The sequence below is a fragment of the Kocuria sp. WRN011 genome (assembly GCF_002295155.1).
GTDB classification, from domain to species: domain Bacteria; phylum Actinomycetota; class Actinomycetes; order Actinomycetales; family Micrococcaceae; genus Kocuria; species Kocuria carniphila.
The window spans coordinates 109,114-129,810 of the sequence record NZ_NSGI01000006.1 but is presented as its reverse complement, the minus strand read 5'-3'; the positions used below and the strand labels follow the sequence as shown (position 1 = coordinate 129,810).

Sequence of the window (20,697 nt, the reverse complement as noted above, 5' to 3'; positions counted from 1 at the left end):
ACCTCACTACCCTGTCTGGGGCCCAGCACGGCGTCACGTACCGATACAGGAGATTTACCCAGTGGATTCACGCAGCACACACGGCCGCGACAAGAACGCGTCCCGTGAAACTGCGCCCTGGGACACTCCCGCCACGCGTCGCGAGTCCCTCCACGAGGACCGCGAGTTCGAGCACGTCAAGCTCAAACAAACGGGTCGCCATCACCGGTCTGGGGACCACCGGCCCTCCGCCCGCAAGATCGCGGTGATCCTGGCCGTATTCGGTCTGATCGCGGTCCTCGGTATCGGGGGAGTGGCGGCCCTGCGACTCAGCAGCAACCTGGACAGCAGCCCCCTGAACCTTTCGGACGGTTCCTCGTCCGTGGGCGATGGCCCATTGGACATCCTGGTCATGGGCTCGGACACGCGCACCGGCTCCGGCAACAGCGAGTACGGCGACGAGGAGGACGCCACCGGGCGCACCGACGTGATGATGCTCGTGCACGTCACCGAGAACCGTGATGCGGTGACCGTGGTGTCCTTTCCTCGCGACCTGTTGGTGGACATCCCCAAATGCACCGATCCGGAGACGGGCGAGGTCTTCCCGGCGCACCGGGACATGATCAACTCCGCCGTCGAGAACGGCGGTCCCGGATGCACCGTGGCCACGGTGAACGAGATGGCCGGTGTGGACATCGATCACTTCATGCTCGCGGACTTCAACGCGGTCAAGGAACTTTCGTCGACGGTCGGCGGTGTGCAGGTTTGCGTGAACCGACCGGTGGACGATCCCAAGTCCGGGCTGAAACTTCCCGCGGGTATTTCCTCGGTCGAGGGAGATCAAGCCCTGGCGTTCCTGCGTTCCCGTGCCGCGTTCGGTGACGGGGGCGACGAATCCCGGATTCGTTCACAGCAATCATTCCTGGCCTCCCTGACCCGCAAGATCCAGGGCGACGGCACGTTGAACAATTTGCCGCAGCTGTACCAGATCGCCGAGGTCATGACCCAGAACCTGCACGTGGACGAGGGGCTCACCTCCCTGCCCACGCTCGTGGGAATCGGCGGGACGTTCGCGGGGATCGACCTGGGACGGATCGCGTTCGTCACCGTGCCCAGCGTCCCCAATCCTGAGAATCCCAACCGTTTGATTCTTGACGAGAAGCCTGCCGAGCGCCTGTTCGACACGCTCCAGGAGGATCGCGCCGTGACTGACGCGGCGCCGTCGGCCTCCGCGAGCGGGTCCGCCCCCGAAGCGGGACAGGAAACCGGCCCAGCACAGCAGGACGACGCCGCCGCGGAACCCACCGAGGCTCCTGCCACCACCGACGCCGCTCCAGCCGAAACCGCCGCCCCCGCGGCCCCGACCACCGCACCCGAAGCGACCGCGACCGAGGACTCCGCCGATGAGTGGATGCCCCAGGTGCAGCCGTCGTTGGTGCCGCTGACGGTGGCCAACCGCTCGGGTGACCCCGATCGCGGTGAGGAAATCCGCGACCTGCTCGCGGAGGCGGGTTACGCGCAGGCGGAAACCAGCCGCACCGGGACCGCTCTTGCTGGAACGCAGATCTTCTACAACCCCTCGTGGGCCACCGCAGCCGATGATCTCGCTGCCCTGCTGGGCGTCCCGGACAGCCAGCTCGTGGCCGACTACGAAATGCAGGGCCTGCGTGTGTCGATCGGTCAGGACTTCACCTCCGGCGACAAGCTGGACCTCTCCGGTGCCCTGCCGGACGAGCTGCAGGGTCAAACAGCGGAACAGTTCACTTGCCAGGATTGACAAGTGGTACGTTGGATCACATGCGGCCTGGGAACGTGCGACTCCTGCTTATGTGCCGCAGCGGGGCCTCACCCATCTGACGGACGGCCGACCTACCCGCTGCGGAGTTTCGTGGTGCCGGCCCTATCTCGTATTTATTGAAAGGCCCGCTTTTCGTGAAGAATTTGCAGCGTCCCTCCGGTATGCCCGTGCACAAGTACACGCCGTACCAGCAGAATTTCCCGTTCGACATGTCGGATCGCACCTGGCCCGACAAGGTCATCACCAAGGCACCCCGCTGGTGCGCGGTGGACCTGCGTGACGGCAATCAGGCTCTGATCGAGCCCATGGATCCCACTCGCAAGCTCAAGATGTTCGAGCTGCTGGTCGGCATGGGCTACAAGGAGATCGAGGTGGGTTTCCCCTCGGCCTCACAGATCGACTTCGATTTCGTCCGCAAGCTGGTTGAAGAGGACCGGATCCCCGAGGACGTGTCCATCCAGGTCCTCACGCAGTCCCGCGAACACCTGATCGAACGTACCTACCAGGCCATCGAGGGCGCGCCCAACGCGATCGTGCACCTGTACAACTCCACGTCCCGGCTGCAGCGTCGCGTGGTGTTCAAGCAGGACATGGACGGCATTGTGGACATTGCCCTGACCGGTGCGCGCCTGTGCATGAAGTACGAGGAGCAGCTCAAGGACACCAACGTGACCTACGAGTACTCGCCCGAGTCCTACACCGGCACCGAGCTGGAGTTCGCGGCACGCATCTGCAACGAAGTGGCCGAGACCTTCGAGATCGGCGACGGTCGGCAGATGATCGTCAACCTGCCCGCCACGGTGGAGGAAGCCACTCCCAACGTGTACGCGGATTCCATCGAGTGGATGAGCCGCCACCTCTACCAGCGTGACGACATCATCATCTCGCTGCACCCGCACAACGACCGCGGCACCGGTGTGGCCGCGGCAGAGCTGGGCTACTTGGCCGGTGCGGATCGCATCGAGGGCTGCCTGTTCGGCAACGGTGAGCGCACCGGCAACGTGGACTTGGTGACCCTGGGCCTGAACATGCTGACACAGGGGGTGGATCCCCAGATCGATTTCTCCGACATCGACGAGATCCGCCGCACCGTGGAGTTCTGCAATCAGCTGCCCGTGCCCGAGCGCAGCCCGTACGGCGGCGACTTGGTCTTCACCGCGTTCTCCGGTTCACACCAGGACGCGATCAAGAAGGGCTTCGAGTCCATGGAGAAGGACGCCGCCGAACAGGGCGTGGGCGTCAACGACCTGGAGTGGGCCGTTCCTTACCTGCCCATCGACCCCAAGGACGTCGGTCGCAGCTACGAGGCCGTGATCCGCGTGAACTCACAGTCCGGTAAGGGCGGCGTGGCCTACCTACTCAAGAGCGAGTACGGCGTGGACCTGCCCCGCCGTGCACAGATCGAATTCTCCGGAGTGGTGCAGAAGTTCACGGAGACCTCCGGTTCCGAGGTCACCGGCGAACAACTGTGGAACATCTTCACTGACGAGTACCTGCCGGCCCGCGAGAGCGGCGAGCACCGCTGGGGCCGCTACCGGATCTCCAGCATGTCCACCCACGCGGAGGACGAGGGCAATACGGTTCTGGAGATCGGCCTGGACGTCGACGGGCAGCGTCACGACCGCACTTCTCAGGGCAACGGCCCAATTGACGCGTTGATCTCGCTGTTCAACAACGAGGGCGTGGACGTGCGTCTGCTCGACTACTCCGAACACACGATGTCCGCGTCTGCCAATGCGCAGGCCGCGAGCTTCGTCGAGTTGGCCGTGGGCGACCGCGTCCTGTGGGGCGTGGGCATGGACAACAACACCACGCGCGCGTCCCTCAAGGCCGTGATCTCCGCCATCAACCGCGCCGTGCGCGACGCCCAGTTGGCGGAGCAAGCCTAAGCGTCGTTGTCTCGATCCAGCCGCCGACGCCGCTCGGTGACCTCCCGCACGGAGGGCCACCGAGCGGCGTCGGCGTTTTTGCGTGCCAGACCGGGCGCCCAGGAGAACGTGGGAGACTAGAGTAGTGGCCGGTTCAACTTTCGCTTCTCGCTCGTACCGCGATGAAGCCGTGGTGCTTCGCACCTATAAATTGGCCGAAGCGGACCGCATTGTCATTCTCCTGACCAAGGATCACGGACAGGTCCGCGCGGTCGCCAAGGGTGTGCGTCGGACGACCTCACGCTTCGGTGCACGGTTGGAGCCGTTCAACGTGGCCACGCTGCAGCTTGTGCAGGGGCGCACCCTGGACATCGTCTCGCAAGCGCTGGGCAAGCGCTCCTACGGCGAACAAATCGGTTCCGACTACGCCAAGTACACGGCCGCTGCCGCCATGGTGGAGACCGCGGAGAAGTTGACCGCAGACGACTACGACACCGCGCAACAGCACTACCACTTGCTCATCGGGGCCCTCTCGGCGGTGGCGCGTGGACTCCATGAACCCGGACGCACCCTGGACTCCTACTTGCTCCGGGCCGTGTCGATTGCCGGCTGGGCTCCTAGTTTTGTGGACTGCGCCCGGTGCGGTGCGCCGGGGCCTCATCGCTCCTTCTCGGCAGCAATCGGTGGTGCGGTGTGTCCACAGTGTCGGCCACCGGGGTCCGCCGCACCGAGCGAGGCGACCTTCGTGCTGCTGCAGGGCTTGTTGGCCGGAGACTGGGAAACCATCGATGCCGCGGACTCCAAGACGGCGCGGGCCGCCGCGGGTCTGGTCGCCAGCTACATTCAATGGCACATGGAACGATCGGTGCGTTCCTTGAGCCTGGTCGAACGCACCGAATGATTCAGTAAAGGACTGTGAGCGTGAGCAGATTTACCCCACCTCCGGCGCACCCCAGCGGCGCCAAGCCCCCCGCCATCCCGGAGCAATTCGTTCCCAAGCACGTTGCCCTGGTCATGGACGGCAACGGGCGCTGGGCCAACGAGCGTGGACTGCCGCGTAACGAGGGGCACCGTGCGGGGGAGCGGGCGCTACTGGACGTAGTGGCCGGTGCCATCGAGATGGGCATTCCCAACGTGTCTGCGTACGCCTTCTCCACCGAGAACTGGAAGCGTTCGCCCTCGGAGGTCGCGTTCCTCATGAACTTCACCGGGGACGTGATGAAGCGCCAGCTGCCCACGTTCCAAGAATGGGGTATCCGGGTGCGCTGGGCAGGCCGTCGACCCAAGCTGTGGAAGTCCGTGATCAACCGCCTCGAGCACGCCGAAGAAGAAACCAAGGACAATGACGTGGTCACCCTGACCATGTGCGTGAACTACGGCGGCAGGGCAGAAATTGCCGACGCCGCGGCAGCCATGGGCCGGGACATTCAAGCCGGTGTGCTGGACCCGCGTTCCATCTCCGAGTCGACGGTGCAGCGGTACCTGGACGAGCCCGAGCTGCCGGACGTCGATCTGTTCCTCCGGTCCTCGGGTGAACAACGCATTTCCAACTTCATGCTGTGGCAGTCGGCCTACGCGGAGCTCGTGTTCCTGGATGTGCTGTGGCCTGATGTCGATCGCACGGTGCTGTGGCGCGCCGTCGAAGAATATGCGAGCCGGGACCGCCGTTACGGGGGAGCCGTGGATAAAGTCGCACGGCGTAGTTGAGAGTTATACTTAAACGTTAAATCGTGAGTTGAATAATTTGTGACTCCTTGAGCGCTCGAGTTCGAGGGTTGGGACCGTATGTAAAACTGAGACCATGCGCTTGTACCCCACGTTCTTCAAAGTCGCGTTCTCCTGGATGGATGCGGAACTTGCCCACACCCTCGGTTTTGCCGGCATCAAGGCGGTGCACCGCAGTGGCCTCGGCTCCGTTCTGAACAAGGTCACCCGGCCCGATCCCGGAAGCGCAGTGGAGGTCATGGGACTGCGTTTCCCGTCCGCCTTCGGTCTGGCTGCCGGTTTCGACAAAGGTGCCACCGGGACCCACGCGCTCACGGACCTCGGGTTCGGTCACGTGGAGATCGGCACCGTCACGGGCCAGCCACAGCCTGGGAATCCCAAGCCCCGCCTGTTCCGCCTGATTAAGGACCGCGCGGTGATCAACCGCATGGGATTCAACAACGACGGCGCGGCGGCGGTCGCGCCGCGCGTTGCTGCGGCCCTGCAATCACTCAGCGAACAGGCACTGAAGACCGGACTCGAGCGACCCATCGTGGGTGTGAACATCGGTAAGACCAAGGTGGTCGATCTCGAGAATGCCGTGGGGGACTACGTCACGAGCACTCGCGCCCTGGCCCCGTACGCCGATTACCTGGTGGTCAATGTGTCCTCGCCCAACACCCCTGGACTGCGGCAACTGCAGGAACTTGATTCGTTACGGCCACTGCTCACCGCTGTGCGTGAGGAGTCTTCGGCCGTCACCGGGCGCCATGTGCCCCTGCTGGTCAAGATCGCGCCCGACCTGGCCGATGCGGACGTCCAGGCGGTCGCCGAACTGGCCCTCGACCTGGGATTGGACGGCATCGTGGCCACCAACACGACCATTGCCCGCGATGGCCTGGGGCTGCGCAGCACCGAGGACGAGGTCGCCGCGTGTGGTGCGGGCGGGCTGTCCGGGCGAACAGTGCGGCGTCGTTCGCTGGACGTTCTGAAAATGCTGCACCAGCACGCGGGGGACCGGCTGACCCTGATCTCCGTGGGTGGGGTGACCACCCCCGAGGACGTGATCGAACGTCTCGATGCCGGTGCGGATCTCGTGCAGGGCTACACCGCGTTCCTGTACGAAGGGCCGTTCTGGGCCGCCAGGATCAACCGTGGACTCAAAAAGGCCGCGCGCCGCGTTCGTGGCTGACGATTGAGCGTTCACTCTCGAGTGCAGAGTGACGCGCAAAGCAACGGGACCCGCACCGATGTGGTGCGGGTCCCGTGTGCTGTTGCAGATGAGAAGGGTAGGGCCTAGGCGGGGCGTTCTCCGCGGCGAACCTGCGGCTTGGGCAGGCGAAGACGGCGGATGGTGAAGGTGCGCATCGCGGCGTACCAGCGGGTTCCCCGTTGGACCTCGCCGAACTTCCGGCGCATTGCGGACTGCATCCGGGTCGTGGTGATGATGGCGTCGATCACGCACAGGGCGATGTAGCCGTACATGATCCAGATGAAGGTCAACCCGATCGCCTGGTTGGGCAGGAACAGGATGAACAACATGAGGATCAGGAAAATCAGGACGAACTCGCCGATATTGAAGCGTGAGTCGATCCAATCTCGGGCGAAGCGGCGCTGCGGGCCGCGATCGCGTGGGCCGAGGTAGCGCTCGTCACCTGCGGCCATGCCCGCCTGTGCCACGGCGCGGCGTTCACGTTCTGCCTGACGTGATTCGGCCTTGGCGATCTTACGGTCGGCGGGGACCAGAGGGCGCTTGCGCGCGGCTTCCTGTTCCTTGCGGCTAGGAGTGGGTCGACCCTTGCGGCCATCGGTGGGAGCGGTTTCCACCGGCTCGCTCGAGGCGCCTACGGCCGTTGATCCCGTGGATTCATCTGCTTTCTTGCGTCCAAACACCGATCCAGGATAGCGGAGTCCGCGCGAGACGCGGCATCGCGGTGCCTTCGGCGCGTAACCGGGGCGCGGCGATAGTGTTGGGGCCATGAGTACCGAGTTCACTCCACCGAGCCAGGACACCATCGATGCGCTGCGGGAAACCGTCAACGGATCCCGTGACAAATTACTGGGGGAGCTCTCCGAGCTCGTGGCGATACCGAGTGTGGCCTGGGATTCTTTCGATCCCACCGATCTGGAGCGCAGCGCGGAAGCCGTCAAGGGTCTGCTGTCGGAACTGCCGTTCGACAGCGTTGAGATCCTGCGCGTGGCTCAGGGCGATCAGCCCGGGCACCCTGCGGTTGTGGCTCGCAAGGCTCCGGCACCGGGATACCCGACCATTCTTCTGTACGCCCACCACGATGTGCAGCCTCCGGGCAAACGCGAGCTGTGGAACACCGAACCGTTCGAAGCCGTCGAGAAGGATGGCCGACTGTGGGGCCGGGGCGCCGCGGACGACAAGGCCGGAGTCATGGCCCACATCGGTGCCTTGCGGGCGTTCTTCGAGCACACCGGCGAGGAACCGTCACTGGGTGTTGCCGTGTTCATCGAGGGCGAGGAAGAGGTCGGTTCGCCCGGTTTCGAGGATTTCCTGCGCGAGTATCGTGAGCAGCTCGCGGCGGACGTCATCGTGATCGCCGATTCGGCCAACTGGGAGGTCGGGGTTCCGGCCCTGACCACCAGTTTGCGCGGCGTGGTCGGAGGCATTGTCGAGCTGTCGGTTCTGGACCACTCCGTCCACTCAGGTATTTACGGCGGTCCCGTGCTGGACGCGCCCACACTGCTCGCCCGCCTGATTGCCACCCTTCACGACGACAACGGCGCCGTTGCGGTAGCGGGTTTGCTCTCCGAGGACGACGTGGAAGTGGACTACGAGGAAGACCGCTTCCGGGCGGACGCTGGAGTGCTCGACGGCGTGCAGTTGGCCGGCACTGGTTCCATTGCCTCCCGGCTCTGGACCAAGCCGGCACTGTCCGTGACGGGCATCGACGTGACGGACGTGGCCACCGCGTCGAACTCGATTGCCGCAACCGTGCGTGCCAAGCTCAGCCTGCGGATCGCCCCGGGCCAGAACCCCAAGGACGCGGGGGAGGCCCTCCGCCGGCACATCGAGGATCACGCGCCGTTCGGTGCAGACGTGAGCTTCTCGGTGGAAGAAGCCGGACCCTCCTTCCGTGCGGACACGCAAGCCGTCAGTTCCCAGATCGCCTTGTGGGCTTTCGAACAGGCCTGGGGGCGGCCGGCCGTGAAATCCGGCATGGGAGGCTCCATCCCGTTTACGGCGACCCTCACCAAGGCGTACCCTGATGCCCAGATCCTCATCACGGGAATCGAGGATCCGGACACCCGGGCCCACAGCGCCAACGAATCACTGCACATCGGGGATTTCCTCCACGCAGTGACTGCAGAGGCTCTCGTGTTGGCCGCGCTGGCCCAACAGGGCCGCGCAAACGCGGAATGATTCCCGCGCCCGCAACGTTTGAAGATTAACGAAAGGTTCGTCTCAGCGAACCGCTCCCGGTTGGACAGAAAGCGAGCACCATGAGCGTCACCACCGAAAACGAGACCACCCAAGAAATGCCGACCCACGAGGTCCAGTTGACCGATGTCGCCGCGCAGAAGGTTCGCGATCTCCTGAACCAGGAAGGTCGTACGGACCTTCGGTTGCGCGTGGCCGTTCAGCCCGGCGGTTGCTCGGGCCTGATCTACCAGCTCTACTTCGACGAGCGGGTCCTCGACGGCGATAGCACCCGCGATTTCGACGGCGTGGAGGTCATCGTGGACAAGATGAGCGTCCCGTACCTCAACGGCTCCACCGTTGACTTCGAGGACAGCATCTCCAAGCAGGGCTTCTCGATCGACAACCCCAATGCCGGCGGTTCCTGCGCCTGCGGTGACTCCTTCCACTAAGGAGTCCCAACCACTCCTGAACGGGGTGAATCCAGTGCCACGTCGCACTGGATTCACCCCGTTTTCTGTTGTTCTCTCCTACTTCTCGCGGTGCGTGTGCGGCACGTCCGAGAAGGTGACTTGATCGGCCGGAAAAGGCGACACGGCACGGTGACACAGTGTCACCAGAAATGCCGGTCGAGAGGTAAGCTCTCAAGGGAGAATTATTAACGGGCCACGTATGCCCTCTGCCCAGCGCAGAAGCAGCTACGTAGCCCACACAAAGAAGAGGAAGGGCCGTCTGTGAGTTCGCAAACTCGATCCGGCAGCCGCCGAAGCCGGATGCTCAAGGCCTCGGCAGTGGCAGTCCTGGCTGCGACCACGCTCACCGCTTGCTCCGAACAAGCGAAGATGGGCTTCTTGCCCACCGAGCGTGGCACCACTGACAACGCGGACCACATCATTGATCTGTGGATCGGTTCGTGGGTAGCAGCACTGGCAGTGGGTCTGGTCACCTGGGGCCTCATGCTCTGGTGCATGATCGCTTACCGTCGTCGCAAGAACGAGACCGGTTACCCCCGTCAGTTGGCCTACCACGCACCGCTCGAGGTGTTCTACACCATCGTCCCGATCGCATTGATCGTGTCCCTGTTCTTCTTCTCGGAGCGGGCACAGACGGCCATCACAGCGCGCCACGACAACCCTGACGTCACCGTTCAGGTGTACGGCAAGCAGTGGGCATGGGACTTCAACTACCTCGATGACGACGTCTACTACCAGGGCGTTCAGGCGCACCTGACCGGTGAGGAAGGCGTGGAGGAAACCCTCCCCACCCTGTACCTCCCGGTGGACAGCAAGGTCGAGCTCGAGATCAAGTCCCGTGACGTGATCCATTCCTTCTGGGTTCCCGCCTTCCTCGAGAAGATCGACATGTTCCCCGAGCGCACCAACTACATGAGCTTCACCACCGGTCGCGAGGGTGTCTTCGCCGGCAAGTGCGCCGAGCTCTGCGGCGAGTACCACTCCGAAATGCTCTTCAACGTTGCCGTTGTGAGCCAGGAAGAGTACGACGCTCAGATGGAACAGCTGCGCAGCGAGGGCAACACTGGCTCCGTCGGGGACGAGTACAACCGCAACCCGAACCAAAACGAAACGTCCAACAACTAGGGGATAGGCAATGTCTACGCTCGAATATTCGCGGGACGAAGCGACCACGGTCGCTCCCCGTGTTGTGCCTAGGTCAAAGGGCAAGGTGATCGTCAATTGGCTCACCTCCACTGACCACAAGACCATCGGGTACATGTACCTGATCGCGTCCTTCATCTTCTTCTGTGTCGGTGGCGTCATGGCGCTGCTGATCCGCGCGGAGCTCTTCGATCCGGGCATGCAGATCCTGGAGACCAAGGAACAGTACAACCAGCTGTTCACCATGCACGGCACCATCATGTTGCTGATGTTCGGTACTCCGCTGTTCGTCGGTTTCGCCAACGTCATCGTCCCGCTTCAGCTGGGCGCCCCCGACGTCGCGTTCCCGCGTCTGAACGCCCTGGCGTTCTGGTTCTTCCTGTTCGGCTCCCTGATCGCCGTTGCCGGCTTCGTAACCCCCCAAGGCGCCGCGTCCTTTGGCTGGTTCGCGTACGCGCCACTGAACAACACAACGTTCAGTCCAGGAGTCGGTGGTGACCTATGGGTCTTCGGTCTGGGCCTGCAGGGCTTCGGCACCATCATGGGTGGCGTCAACTTCATCACCACCATCCTGTGCATGCGCGCACCGGGTATGACCATGTGGCGTATGCCCGTCTTCACCTGGACCACGCTGATCACGTCCTTGCTGATCATCATGATCTTCCCGCCGCTGGCAGCCGCGCTGTTCGCACTGGGTATGGATCGACGGCTCGGTGGTCACATCTTCGACCCGGAGAACGGCGGTGCCATCCTGTGGCAGCACTTGTTCTGGTTCTTCGGTCACCCCGAGGTGTACGTGCTCGCTCTGCCGTTCTTCGGCATCGTCTCCGAGATCATCCCGGTGTTCTCCCGCAAACCGATCTTCGGGTACAAGGGCCTGGTCTTCGCGACCATCGCCATTGCTGCCCTGTCCGTGACCGTGTGGGCGCACCACATGTACGTGACCGGTGCCGTGGCTCTCGGGTTCTTCTCGTTCATGACCATGATGATCGCGGTGCCAACCGGCGTGAAGTTCTTCAACTGGATCGGCACCATGTGGCAAGGGTCGCTCACCTTCGAGACCCCCATCCTGTGGGTGCTGGGCTTCCTCTTCACCTTCCTGTTCGGTGGTCTGACCGGCATCATCCTGGCCACCCCGCCGCTGGACTTCCACGTCTCCGATACGTACTTCGTGGTGGCGCACTTCCACTACGTGATCTTCGGAACCATCGTGTTCGGTATGTTCGCCGGCTTCTACTTCTGGTGGCCCAAGTTCACCGGCAAGATGCTCAACGAGCGCATCGGCAAGATCCACTTCTGGCTGCTGTTCGTCGGCTTCCACATGACCTTCCTCATCCAGCACTGGCTGGGCGTTGACGGCATGCCTCGCCGTTACGCGGACTACATGCCCGAGGACGGTTTCACCTGGATGAACCAGTTCTCCACGTGGGGCTCGATCCTCCTCGGTATCTCGATGATTCCGTTCTTCTGGAACGTGTACACGACTGCGCGTAACGCCAAGAAGGTCGAAGTTGATGATCCCTGGGGCTTCGGCGGCTCCCTGGAGTGGGCAACCTCTTGCCCGCCCCCGCGTCACAACTTCACGTCCCTGCCCCGCATCCGTTCCGAGCGTCCCGCTCTGGACCTGCACCACCCCGAGCTGGCAGCGTTCTCCAGCCAGCAGTACGATGCAGAACAGCCGCTCGTCGGCGGATCTGGAAGGACCGGTCGATGAAAACCACTATCAAAACGTTCATCCTCCTGGGCGTCTTCTGCGCGGTCGTAGGCATGGTCTACGGATACCTCACCGGTTTCCAGGAACTGGCCGGATTCCCGGCGTTGCTGGCCGTGGCAGCCATGAGCTTCATGCTCGCGATCTACCTCTGGCTCGTGGATCGTTCCACCGGCGCCATGCTTCCGGAAGACCGTGAAGACGGCGAGATCGTGGAGATGTCCGGCGACTACGGAGCCTTCTCCCCGTGGAGCTGGTGGCCGCTGCTGCTGGGTATGGGTTGCGCGATCTTCGTCCTGGCTCTCGCCGTTGGTTGGTGGATCATTGGTCTGTCCGTGCCGGTCGTGATCCTGGGCCTGTTCGGCCTGATCTTCGAGCATTCCCGCGGAGACCACGCTCACTGATGTAACCGTTCTATTCTCTGAGAAGCCCTCCTCGTCTTCGGACGAGGAGGGCTTCTCTGTGCCGTTCTCGGATCATGGAGCGTAGGCCCCGCCATTCTCCTGCGGCTGCGTCACGGTCCTGCCTGAGGGAACGCAGGGGTGGATAGAGTAGAAGGCGTGGACAGGACAGTGGAATCCCAGTTGACCAGACGCTCTCTCATGACCGTGGCCCTGGGAGTTGGCGCGGTCACTGTCACGGGTTGCGCGACGCGTACGGATACAACGCAGGAACAAGCTTCGGTTCCCACGAGGTCGAGCCCGGAGGCTTCATCCGCCGCACCGTCACCGACGGCTCCGGTCCTGTCGCGAGAGGAAGTCGTCGCCGAGTACGGTTCTCGAGCTCCAAATTCCTGGGGGATCGACGTACCCGGGGTAGCAATGTCCCTACCCGAAGGAACGGAACCTGTTGCTCTGACCTTTGATTGCTGCGGCGGGCCCGGAGGCGACACTCTAGACGAGGCGCTGGTGAAGGCGTTGCGCGGCTCTGGAACCGCCGCCACGTTCTTCCTGGCCGGGCAATGGGTAGAAGCGAATCCGGCCCTCACGGAGGAACTGGCGGCCGATCCGCTGTTCGAGATCGCCAATCACGGTACGGCCCACCAGCCGCTGTCCGTGTCTGGTGCATCTGCCTACGGCATTGCTGGCACGACGGACGCCGGAGCCGTGTACGACGAGATCATGGGCGCGCAGAAGCTGATCGAAGAGCGAACCGGGACCACTCCCACATACTTCCGATCGGGGACCGCTCATCTGGATGATGTGTCGGCGGAGATCGCCCGGTCCTTGGGGTTGCTCGTCGTCAATTTCAACCGCAATGGCGACGACGGTGGCACCCTGCCCGCACCTTCTGTCTCTGACCGATTGGTGGGCATGGAACCAGGAGACATCCTTCTCGCGCACTCCAACCGTCCCTCGAGTGGCACGGCCGCTGGTGTCACAGCCGCTCTGCCCGTCCTTCGAGAGCGCGGAATGAGCTTTGCTCGGCTTTCGGACGTCCTTCCGACCGAAGCCGAACAGGACTAGCATCGGCGCCAAGGCGAACGCGTCAGTGGCTCGGCCCTTCCGCAGCCTGGCGGCCAACACGGCCGAACTCACTTCGGTTACGACCACTCTTCATCGATCGTGGCCCAACGACCAGGAGGTCGTATGTCACGCGTAAGAGTTCACAATTTCTCGATTTCACTCGATGGATTCGGTGTAGGCGAAAGCCAGTCCCTCGAGGCTCCCTTCGGACACGCAGGGGAGCGTCTGCTGCGTTGGGCCCTGCCCACCCGCACGTTCCAGCGCATGGGGTTCCACGGCCGCGAGGAGCCGACCGTGGGCGTAGACGACGCGTTTGCCAGCAATTGGGCCGAGGACATCGGGGTGGAGATCATGGGGCGGAACAAGTTCGCCCCGTCCAGAGGCCCATGGGAGACCGAGGAATGGCGCGGGTGGTGGGGAGACGATCCGCCATTCCACACACCCGTAGTGGTCCTGACCCATTACCCTCGGCTCCCGCTCGAGATGGACGGTGGAACCACGATAGTTCGAGAGTTTCTCCAAGCCGATCTGATCGACCAGATGCACATCGTGGTGGTTCCCATACTGCTCGGACGTGGGGAACGGCTCTGGGAGGGTCTGGAAGGACTTGAGGACCGGTTCACTATTGAATCTGTGGTCTCTGGATCGGGTGTCATCCATCTGACCTTCACACGCCGGGTGGGGGCGTAAAGAGACGAAGAAGCCCCCGAGGCGAACCTCGGGGGCTTCCTTCTGGACGATCTAGGGGATCATCCGGTTACTTGTCGAGCTGAGCCTTGTGGGACCCGGCTCCGACGGCCTCGTGGTCGTCGTGGTGACCGTGTGCGGCCTCGAGCTCCTGGGGAGTCACGGGAGCAACGCGGTCCTCGAAGTACCAGCGGCTCAAGCGACCGCGCATCTTCTCCATGCCGGTGACCTTGCCCTTCGCGTTAGCGCGGGCCGGCTGCACCTGGTAGTCCTCGAAGTCGACCAAGCGGTAGCGCTTGTACTCGTCCAACGGCTCGTGGACCTCTACGAACTCGCCGTGGGGCAGAGCCTGAATCCGACCGGACTCGCGACCGTGCAGAACAATCTCGCGGTCCTTGCGCTGCAGTGCCAGGCACATACGGCGGGTAATGATGAACGCGAGGATCGGGCCAAGGAAGTACGCGGCGCGCAGCCAGTAGGTCACATCATTCAGACCCACGTGGAAGTGCGTGGCAATGAGGTCAGAGCTGGCCGCCATCATCTGCACTGCATAGAACGTCACAGCGCCGGCACCGATAGCGGTACGGAACGGGGCGTTACGCGGGCGGTCCAATACGTTGTGCACGCGGTTGTCCTTGGTCACCCAACGCTCGATCCACGGGTACGCGAACATTGCCACGAACATCAAACCGATGGGAAGCAACGGCAGCAGGATGGCCATGGGGAACTCGAGCCCGAAGATCGTCCACTCCCACGAGAAGGGCCAGGAACCGGGCATCAGACGCAGGGCGCCGTCGGGGAAGCCCATGTAGAAGTCAGGCTGCGAACCTGCCTGAACCGGAGAGGGGTCGTACGGACCGTAGTTCCACACCGCGTTGATCGTAGTGGTGGCCGCCAACGTGGCCAGGATGCCGAACACGATGAAGAAGAAGCCACCGGCCTTGGCCGCGTAAACGGGGCCGACGGGGAAGCCAACCACATTGTTTTCGGTGCGACCCGGGCCGGGATACTGGGTGTGCTTGTGCACGACCACCATGAACAAGTGCACGACGATCATGATGAGGATCAATGCGGGGATGATCAGCACGTGGGCGATGTACATACGGCCGATAATCGCCAGGCCGGGGAATTCGCCACCGAACATGAACATCGACATGTAGGTACCGACCACCGGGATGGCCTTCAACATGGCGTCCGCAATGCGCAGACCGTTACCGGACAGAACGTCATCCGGGAGGGAGTAACCGGAGAAGCCGGCCACGATCGCCAGGAGGAAGAGCACGCAGCCGACAACCCAGTTGAGCTCGCGGGGGCGACGGAACGCGCCGGTGAAGAACACGCGGAGCATGTGCACCGACAGCGCCATCACGAACATCAGGGCCGACCAGTGGTGGAGCTGACGCAGGAACAGGCCACCGCGGATATCGAACGAGATGTTCAGCGTAGAGGCGTAAGCGCCAGACATTTCCACGCCCTGCATGGGCACGTAGCTGCCGTGGTACTCCAGGGAGGTCATGGTGGGGTCGAACCAGAAGGCGAGGAACGTACCCGACAACAGCAGGATGACGAAGCTGTAGAGGGCGACCTCACCGAACATGAAGGTCCAGTGGTCGGGGAAGATCTTGCGACCGAATTCCTTGACCATGGGGGAGACACCCGCGCGGGTGTCTACGAAGTTAGCGATCCGCCCGGAGCGTGTGCGGGGCTGGTACTCGTAATCAGTAGTAGATGACATCAGTTTGCCTCACCCTGCATATCTCGGACTGCGAATCCGCGCTGCGAGTAGGTGGGTCCCACGGGCTCGTGGAAGTCACTACGCGCAACGAGGTATCCCTCGGAATCAACGGTAATGGGCAGCTGGGGCAGCGGACGCGATGCCGGGCCGAAGATCACTTCACACTCGTTCGTGAGGTCGAAGGTCGATTGGTGGCACGGGCACAGCAGGTGATGAGTGTGCTGCTCGTACAATGCGATGGGGCAACCGACGTGGGTGCAGACCTTGGAGTAGGCGAAGATGCCGTCCACGTTCCAGTCTTCACGGTCGGCAGAGACGTTCACCTTGTCCGGGTCGAGTCGCATGAGCAGCACAACGGCCTTGGCCTTCTCGTCCAGGTAACCGTCGTGGTGGCCCAGTTCGGAGAGGTTCTCGGGGACCACGTGGAACGCGGAGCCCAGGGTGACGTCCGAAGCCTTGATCGGGGTACCGGAGGGGTCGCGCACCAGGCGGATTCCTTCGTCCCAGATGGTGTGGCGCAGAACCGTGAGGTCGGTAGGACCCAAGTCGCGGAGCAAACCGACGAAGGGGAGCGGAGCCAGGATAGCGGCGCCGATCAGCGTGTTACGAAGGAGCGGACGGCGCTTGATGCCGGACTCGTCGTAAATGGTGGTCAGGATTTCCTGAGCCTCTGCACGCTGCTCCTCGGTACGAACGTCGTGACGTTCCTCGACCAATTCGTGGTCCGGCATGAGGGTTCGTGCCCACTGCACAACGCCAATACCAATACCGAACATGCCCAGCGCAATGCCGAGGCCCAGCAGCAGGTTCTGCAGGCGCAGCTGGCTGGTGGGCTCCGTATTCACCACGTCGTAGATCGGTCCGTCGACTCGAATACCGAAGTACGCGATGAAGAACAGAATTGATCCGAGGATCGAGATGATGAACAGCAGTACTACCTGCCGTTCGGCACGCTTAGCAGCTTTGGGGTCAACGTCTGTCACACGCGGACGGTGCGGCGGAAGTCCCGGGTCGGGGAACTGATTCTTAGCCGCTCCGTCCGAGGTGACAACCGCCCCGCTGTGCTGGGGAGTGCCGTCACGATGGTCGCCCATGTGGTCCCTCATTCTTCTCTTGATGCTTTGAATAATGCTGTGTCAGGTTGCCGGGGTGAGCCGGCAGACGCTCTCAGGCGGAGCGGGAAGTGAGCCAGACGGTGAAGCCGATGACCACGGCCAGACCGATGCTCCAGATCATGAGACCTTCAGAAACCGGGCCGAGCGAGCCGAGGTTGAATCCACCCGGGTCGGTGTTGTTGTCCAACGCCTTGAGGTAGGTGATCACGTCACGCTTTTCCTCGGGGGTGATGTTCGCATCGTTGAACACGGGCATGTTCTGCGGGCCGGTCTGCATGGCCTCGTAGATGTGAGCCTCGTCGACACCCATGACGGAGGGGGCGAACTTACCGCGGGTCAATGCACCACCGGCGCCTGCGGCGTTGTGGCACATGGCGCAGTTGGCCAGGAAGACCTTGGCGCCGTTGGCGGAGTCGCCCTTGGTGACGTCCAGGTACTCGTCCTCGGGGATGGCGGGGCCGGCACCCAGCGATGCTACGTAGCCGGCAAGCTGCTTGGTCTGTTCTTCATTGAACTGTTCCGGCTTGACCTGTGCCTGGGGGCCCTGCATCTGCATGGGCATGCGGCCGGTGCCGACCTGGAAGTCAACGGACGCGGCGCCCACACCGATGAGGCTGGGGCCGGCCTCGGTGCCTTCGGCGTTCAGGCCGTGGCAGGTAGAGCAGTTGGCCAGGAAGAGCTTCTGGCCTTCTTCAATGTCCTGTGCCGAGTAGGTCGTGGTCTCGGCCTTGGCTTCGTTGGTGGTTGTGGCAACTGCATAGAGTCCACCGGTGAGAAGCAAAGCCATGACGAGCAGTGCGAGGACTGCCAGGGGATGGCGGCGCTTTTGTGAGAGTGCCTTCACGTCAAACGTTCCTTTTACTCGGTACTTGGAGACTGGGATGGGGTGGGTCGTTCCAGCTAGCTACTGAATGAAGTAGACCAGGATGAACAGGACGATCCAGACGACGTCCACGAAGTGCCAGTAGTAGGAGACCACGATGGCCGAGGTGGCCTCGTAGTGTCCGAACCGCTTGGCAACGAAGGCGCGGCCCATGATGAAGAGGAATGCGATCAGACCGCCGGTCACGTGGATCGCGTGGAAACCGGTGGTGATGTAGAAGGCGGAGCCGTATGCGTTGGCCGCAATGGTCACACCTTCGGAAACCAGCACCGCGTACTCGTACACCTGGACGGAGACGAAGACGGCACCCATCAAGAAAGTGAGAGCAAACCATTCGGTCATTCCCCACTTGGTGAACTGGAAGATGCCGCCGGTACGGCGGGGCTGGAGACGCTCAGCGGCGAACACTCCGAACTGGCAGGTCACAGAGCTGAGCACCAAGATGATGGTGTTGATCAACGCCAGCGGGACGTTGAGCATCGCAGTCTGTTCTTCCCACAGCTCCGGAGACGTTGCGCGGAGGGTGAAGTACATGGCGAAAAGACCGGCGAAGAACATCACTTCGGACGAGAGCCACACGATGGTGCCCACGGAAGTGAGGTTGGGGCGATTGATGTTCGCGCCTACCGGTTTGGCTGGGGTATGGGTTGCAGTTGTCACAGAGACATTATGTCGCCAAAACTCTCCGCGAACCAACCACCGGGCCCTTCTGGAGGTGCCGTGTCGCGAGTCAGCTGCTTCTCTTGCAACTTATTTCAGTGCTCCTCTTATTAAGGAACCGAAATCGCCCCGCTTCGGCGGCTTCGTGCAGAGCCGGAATCTGGCGGTAGAGTCGAATTGTGACTACCTCAACTGGCTCCCAAACAAGCATGCACTGGCCGAATCTTCTGACCTCGCTCTCGCGTGGCGAGGATCTCACCTGGGATGAGTCCTATTGGGCGATGGACACCATCATGAACGGCGAAGTGCCCGACGCCGTGATCGCCGGGTTCCTCATGGCGCTGCGCACCAAGGGTGAGACGGTCGCGGAACTCAACGGTCTCGCCGATGCCATGGTTGAGCACGCGCGGGCGGTAAATGTTCCGGCGCCCGCGTTGGACATCGTGGGCACCGGGGGAGACCGGCTGTCGAGCGTGAATATTTCAACCATGTCCGCTCTCGTGTGCGCCGGCGCCGGGGTGCGCGTGGTCAAACACGGCAACAGGGCGTCCTCGTCGAAGTCCGGCTCGGCCGATGTCCTGGAAGCCCTGGGCGTTCAACTGGACATGCCCATCGACAAGGTGGAGAAGGCGGCGTCGGACGTGGGGATCACGTTCCTGTTCGCCCAGACCTTCCACCCGTCCATGCGGTTCGCTGCCGTGGCTCGTAAGGCGCTGGGTGTGGCCACCGCGTTCAATTTCCTGGGGCCCATTACCAACCCGGCCAAGGTCAAGGCCTCGGCGATTGGCGTTGCAGACGCCGCACTGGCACCCCTGATGGCCGGCGTGTTTCAGAATCGCGGGGACCGCGCGTTGGTCTTCCGCGGGGGAGACGGCCTGGACGAGCTCACGGTCACGGCGCCGTCGGACGTGTGGGAAGTTCGTGACGGTCAGATCACGGAGCACTCGCTCGAACCGCTCGATTTCGACATGCCGCGCGCGACCATCGAAGATCTGCGCGGCCAGGATGCCCAGTACAACGCGGGGGTCGTTCGCGACGTACTCGCCAGCACCCCGGGTCATATTCGCAACGCGGTGCTGCTCAACTCGGCCGCGGGCCTGATGGCCGTGGACGAGAACGCTGACGGCGAGTTCCACGACCGTTTCGCCAAGGCCATCGCCCGCGCTGCTGAATCCATTGACTCAGGTTCCGCGCAGGGCATCCTGGATCGTTGGGTCCAGTTCGCCAGGACGGCTTAGGTCCCGCACCTTCGTTAATGACGACGACGCCGCCGGCCGGGTTTTCCTGGGCGGGCGGCGTCGGTCGTTGGTGGCCTGATTCCGGTTAGTCGATACCCAAGGAGAACGCGGCGTCCAGATCGTGCTCACTGTAGGCGCGGAAGGCGATGTTGGTGTTGGTCGAAACCACGCCCTTCACCTTGGACAGCTGGTCGGCGATCACATCGGCCAGCCGTTCGTGCTCGCGCACGCGGACCATGGCGATCAGATCCCAATCACCAGTGACCGAGTAGACCTCGGTGATGCCCTTGATGTTGGAGATGTCCTGGGCCACCTCGGGAATGCGGTCTGCGGATGTCTTGATCAGCACGATTGCGGTCAGCATGTGAGTCCTTTCTCGACGTTTGTCTTCAGCCTATCGATTGCGGAGTGAGCGGCCGACCAGGAGCACGATCAGTCGGTACCCCAGGAGGAACAAGCCCAGGACACCCAGGCTCACCAGGACGAACGCGAGGGCAGTGCCCTGGCCCGTCAGCATGCGCAACAGCATGCCGATGATCTCAGCCGACAACCAGACGACCACACCGGTCGGGAACAGCGCTGCAGGACGCCGGTGCGCCCGAATGAGAACCCAGCCGACGAGAGCTCCGAGAAGGAACGGCCAAGCCGTTTCCAAGGCACCCCAAGGACTTTGTTCGTGAGCGTTGCGGCCCAGTGCCGCGAAGATCGTCACGAGGACCAGGTCCGCGATCAGGAACAACGGCCAGCGATGGGAACCGGATCGCGGGGGATAGGTTCCGTTGGCCGGAGTGAGGGATGTTGACGTGGAGGACGGCGCAGATCGAGACATAGTCCCAGTCTAGGCCCGGG

The 20,697-nt window shown here is 62.9% G+C and carries 20 protein-coding genes; 13 read left to right on the top strand and 7 right to left on the bottom strand.

The window, feature by feature from the left end; all coding sequences use genetic code 11:
- Positions 1-61: 61 nt before the first annotated feature.
- From CKW39_RS09795 to CKW39_RS09775, 5 genes are all read left to right on the top strand, one after another.
- Positions 62-1,756, top strand: coding sequence for an LCP family protein (locus tag CKW39_RS09795; RefSeq protein WP_095797956.1), 1,695 nt, complete (start codon positions 62-64; stop codon positions 1,754-1,756).
- A 155-nt stretch (positions 1,757-1,911) separates the two neighbouring features.
- Entirely contained in the window at positions 1,912-3,666 is a 1,755-nt protein-coding gene (gene leuA / locus CKW39_RS09790) for a 2-isopropylmalate synthase (protein WP_095797955.1), read from the top strand.
- A 124-nt stretch (positions 3,667-3,790) separates the two neighbouring features.
- The gene (gene recO / locus CKW39_RS09785) at positions 3,791-4,546 is read left to right on the top strand and encodes a DNA repair protein RecO (protein WP_095797954.1); all 756 of its coding nucleotides are present in this window, start codon (positions 3,791-3,793) and stop codon (positions 4,544-4,546) included.
- Positions 4,547-4,566: 20 nt separating this feature from the next.
- Complete coding sequence (locus CKW39_RS09780; RefSeq protein ID WP_095798098.1) at positions 4,567-5,352, top strand: isoprenyl transferase; 786 nt, start codon at positions 4,567-4,569, stop codon at positions 5,350-5,352.
- A 94-nt stretch (positions 5,353-5,446) separates the two neighbouring features.
- Positions 5,447-6,541 (top strand): quinone-dependent dihydroorotate dehydrogenase, encoded by a 1,095-nt coding sequence (locus CKW39_RS09775; protein WP_095797953.1) that lies wholly within the window; start codon positions 5,447-5,449, stop codon positions 6,539-6,541.
- A gap of 104 nt (positions 6,542-6,645) precedes the next feature.
- Here CKW39_RS09775 and CKW39_RS09770 read toward each other — a convergent pair whose 3' ends face one another.
- On the bottom strand, positions 6,646-7,242 hold the full coding sequence (locus tag CKW39_RS09770; RefSeq protein WP_095797952.1) for a DUF3043 domain-containing protein: 597 nt from the start codon (positions 7,240-7,242) through the stop codon (positions 6,646-6,648).
- Between the two features lie 85 nt (positions 7,243-7,327).
- Between CKW39_RS09770 and CKW39_RS09765 the strand changes: the two genes are divergently transcribed.
- The 7 genes from CKW39_RS09765 (at position 7,328) to CKW39_RS09735 (ending at position 14,220) form a co-directional block, all read left to right on the top strand.
- Positions 7,328-8,740, top strand: a complete 1,413-nt coding sequence (locus CKW39_RS09765; RefSeq protein WP_095797951.1) for a dipeptidase — start codon at positions 7,328-7,330, stop codon at positions 8,738-8,740.
- A gap of 80 nt (positions 8,741-8,820) precedes the next feature.
- Positions 8,821-9,189, top strand: coding sequence for an iron-sulfur cluster assembly accessory protein (locus tag CKW39_RS09760; protein WP_095797950.1), 369 nt, complete (start codon positions 8,821-8,823; stop codon positions 9,187-9,189).
- Between the two features lie 282 nt (positions 9,190-9,471).
- Positions 9,472-10,335 carry a cytochrome c oxidase subunit II gene (coxB, locus tag CKW39_RS09755; protein WP_254049359.1) on the top strand — a complete coding sequence of 288 codons (864 nt, stop codon included), beginning with the start codon at positions 9,472-9,474 and terminating at the stop codon, positions 10,333-10,335.
- Between the two features lie 10 nt (positions 10,336-10,345).
- Entirely contained in the window at positions 10,346-12,067 is a 1,722-nt protein-coding gene (gene ctaD, locus CKW39_RS09750; protein WP_095797949.1) for a cytochrome c oxidase subunit I, read from the top strand.
- The gene (locus CKW39_RS09745) at positions 12,064-12,468 is read left to right on the top strand and encodes a cytochrome c oxidase subunit 4 (RefSeq protein WP_095797948.1); all 405 of its coding nucleotides are present in this window, start codon (positions 12,064-12,066) and stop codon (positions 12,466-12,468) included. The genes ctaD and CKW39_RS09745 overlap by 4 nt, the downstream gene beginning before the upstream one ends.
- A gap of 417 nt (positions 12,469-12,885) precedes the next feature.
- Complete coding sequence (locus CKW39_RS09740) at positions 12,886-13,530, top strand: polysaccharide deacetylase family protein (RefSeq protein ID WP_095797947.1); 645 nt, start codon at positions 12,886-12,888, stop codon at positions 13,528-13,530.
- Positions 13,531-13,653: 123 nt separating this feature from the next.
- A complete protein-coding gene (locus CKW39_RS09735; RefSeq protein WP_095797946.1) occupies positions 13,654-14,220 on the top strand; it encodes a dihydrofolate reductase family protein in 567 nt (188 codons plus the stop codon).
- 67 nt (positions 14,221-14,287) lie between these two features.
- On the opposite strand, the gene CKW39_RS09730 is transcribed toward CKW39_RS09735, so the two are convergent.
- From CKW39_RS09730 to CKW39_RS09715, 4 genes are all read right to left on the bottom strand, one after another.
- Positions 14,288-15,952: a ubiquinol-cytochrome c reductase cytochrome b subunit gene (locus tag CKW39_RS09730; RefSeq protein ID WP_095797945.1), complete on the bottom strand. Its 1,665-nt coding sequence runs from the start codon at positions 15,950-15,952 to the stop codon at positions 14,288-14,290.
- Entirely contained in the window at positions 15,952-17,046 is a 1,095-nt protein-coding gene (locus CKW39_RS09725; protein WP_238662967.1) for a ubiquinol-cytochrome c reductase iron-sulfur subunit, read from the bottom strand. The genes CKW39_RS09730 and CKW39_RS09725 overlap by 1 nt, the downstream gene beginning before the upstream one ends.
- A 73-nt stretch (positions 17,047-17,119) precedes the next feature.
- Positions 17,120-17,911, bottom strand: coding sequence for a c-type cytochrome (locus CKW39_RS09720; protein WP_095797943.1), 792 nt, complete (start codon positions 17,909-17,911; stop codon positions 17,120-17,122).
- Positions 17,912-17,971: 60 nt separating this feature from the next.
- Entirely contained in the window at positions 17,972-18,610 is a 639-nt protein-coding gene (locus CKW39_RS09715) for a heme-copper oxidase subunit III (RefSeq protein WP_095797942.1), read from the bottom strand.
- A gap of 179 nt (positions 18,611-18,789) precedes the next feature.
- Here CKW39_RS09715 and trpD point away from each other — a divergent pair, with 179 nt between their 5' ends.
- Positions 18,790-19,848 (top strand): anthranilate phosphoribosyltransferase, encoded by a 1,059-nt coding sequence (gene trpD, locus CKW39_RS09710; RefSeq protein WP_254049358.1) that lies wholly within the window; start codon positions 18,790-18,792, stop codon positions 19,846-19,848.
- 85 nt (positions 19,849-19,933) lie between these two features.
- Here the strand turns inward: trpD and CKW39_RS09705 are convergent, their stop codons facing one another.
- Together CKW39_RS09705 and CKW39_RS09700 are read right to left on the bottom strand one after the other, a co-directional pair.
- Positions 19,934-20,212, bottom strand: coding sequence for an Lrp/AsnC family transcriptional regulator (locus CKW39_RS09705; protein ID WP_095797940.1), 279 nt, complete (start codon positions 20,210-20,212; stop codon positions 19,934-19,936).
- Between the two features lie 30 nt (positions 20,213-20,242).
- A complete protein-coding gene (locus CKW39_RS09700) occupies positions 20,243-20,677 on the bottom strand; it encodes a DUF3054 domain-containing protein (protein ID WP_095797939.1) in 435 nt (144 codons plus the stop codon).
- Positions 20,678-20,697: the final 20 nt, after the last annotated feature.

What these genes read in the sequence shown, in the direction of transcription:
- CKW39_RS09775 (WP_095797953.1), top strand. Translation starts at nt 5,447, where the DNA reads ATGCGCTTGTACCCCACGTTCTTCAAAGTCGCGTTCTCCTGGATGGAT.
- CKW39_RS09765 (WP_095797951.1), top strand. Translation starts at nt 7,328, where the DNA reads ATGAGTACCGAGTTCACTCCACCGAGCCAGGACACCATCGATGCGCTG.
- CKW39_RS09760 (WP_095797950.1), top strand. Translation starts at nt 8,821, where the DNA reads ATGAGCGTCACCACCGAAAACGAGACCACCCAAGAAATGCCGACCCAC.
- ctaD (WP_095797949.1), top strand. Translation starts at nt 10,346, where the DNA reads ATGTCTACGCTCGAATATTCGCGGGACGAAGCGACCACGGTCGCTCCC.
- CKW39_RS09745 (WP_095797948.1), top strand. Translation starts at nt 12,064, where the DNA reads ATGAAAACCACTATCAAAACGTTCATCCTCCTGGGCGTCTTCTGCGCG.
- CKW39_RS09740 (WP_095797947.1), top strand. Translation starts at nt 12,886, where the DNA reads ATGTCCCTACCCGAAGGAACGGAACCTGTTGCTCTGACCTTTGATTGC.
- CKW39_RS09735 (WP_095797946.1), top strand. Translation starts at nt 13,654, where the DNA reads ATGTCACGCGTAAGAGTTCACAATTTCTCGATTTCACTCGATGGATTC.
- CKW39_RS09730 (WP_095797945.1), bottom strand. Translation starts at nt 15,952, where the DNA reads ATGTCATCTACTACTGATTACGAGTACCAGCCCCGCACACGCTCCGGG.
- CKW39_RS09725 (WP_238662967.1), bottom strand. Translation starts at nt 17,046, where the DNA reads ATGGGCGACCATCGTGACGGCACTCCCCAGCACAGCGGGGCGGTTGTC.
- CKW39_RS09705 (WP_095797940.1), bottom strand. Translation starts at nt 20,212, where the DNA reads ATGCTGACCGCAATCGTGCTGATCAAGACATCCGCAGACCGCATTCCC.
- CKW39_RS09700 (WP_095797939.1), bottom strand. Translation starts at nt 20,677, where the DNA reads ATGTCTCGATCTGCGCCGTCCTCCACGTCAACATCCCTCACTCCGGCC.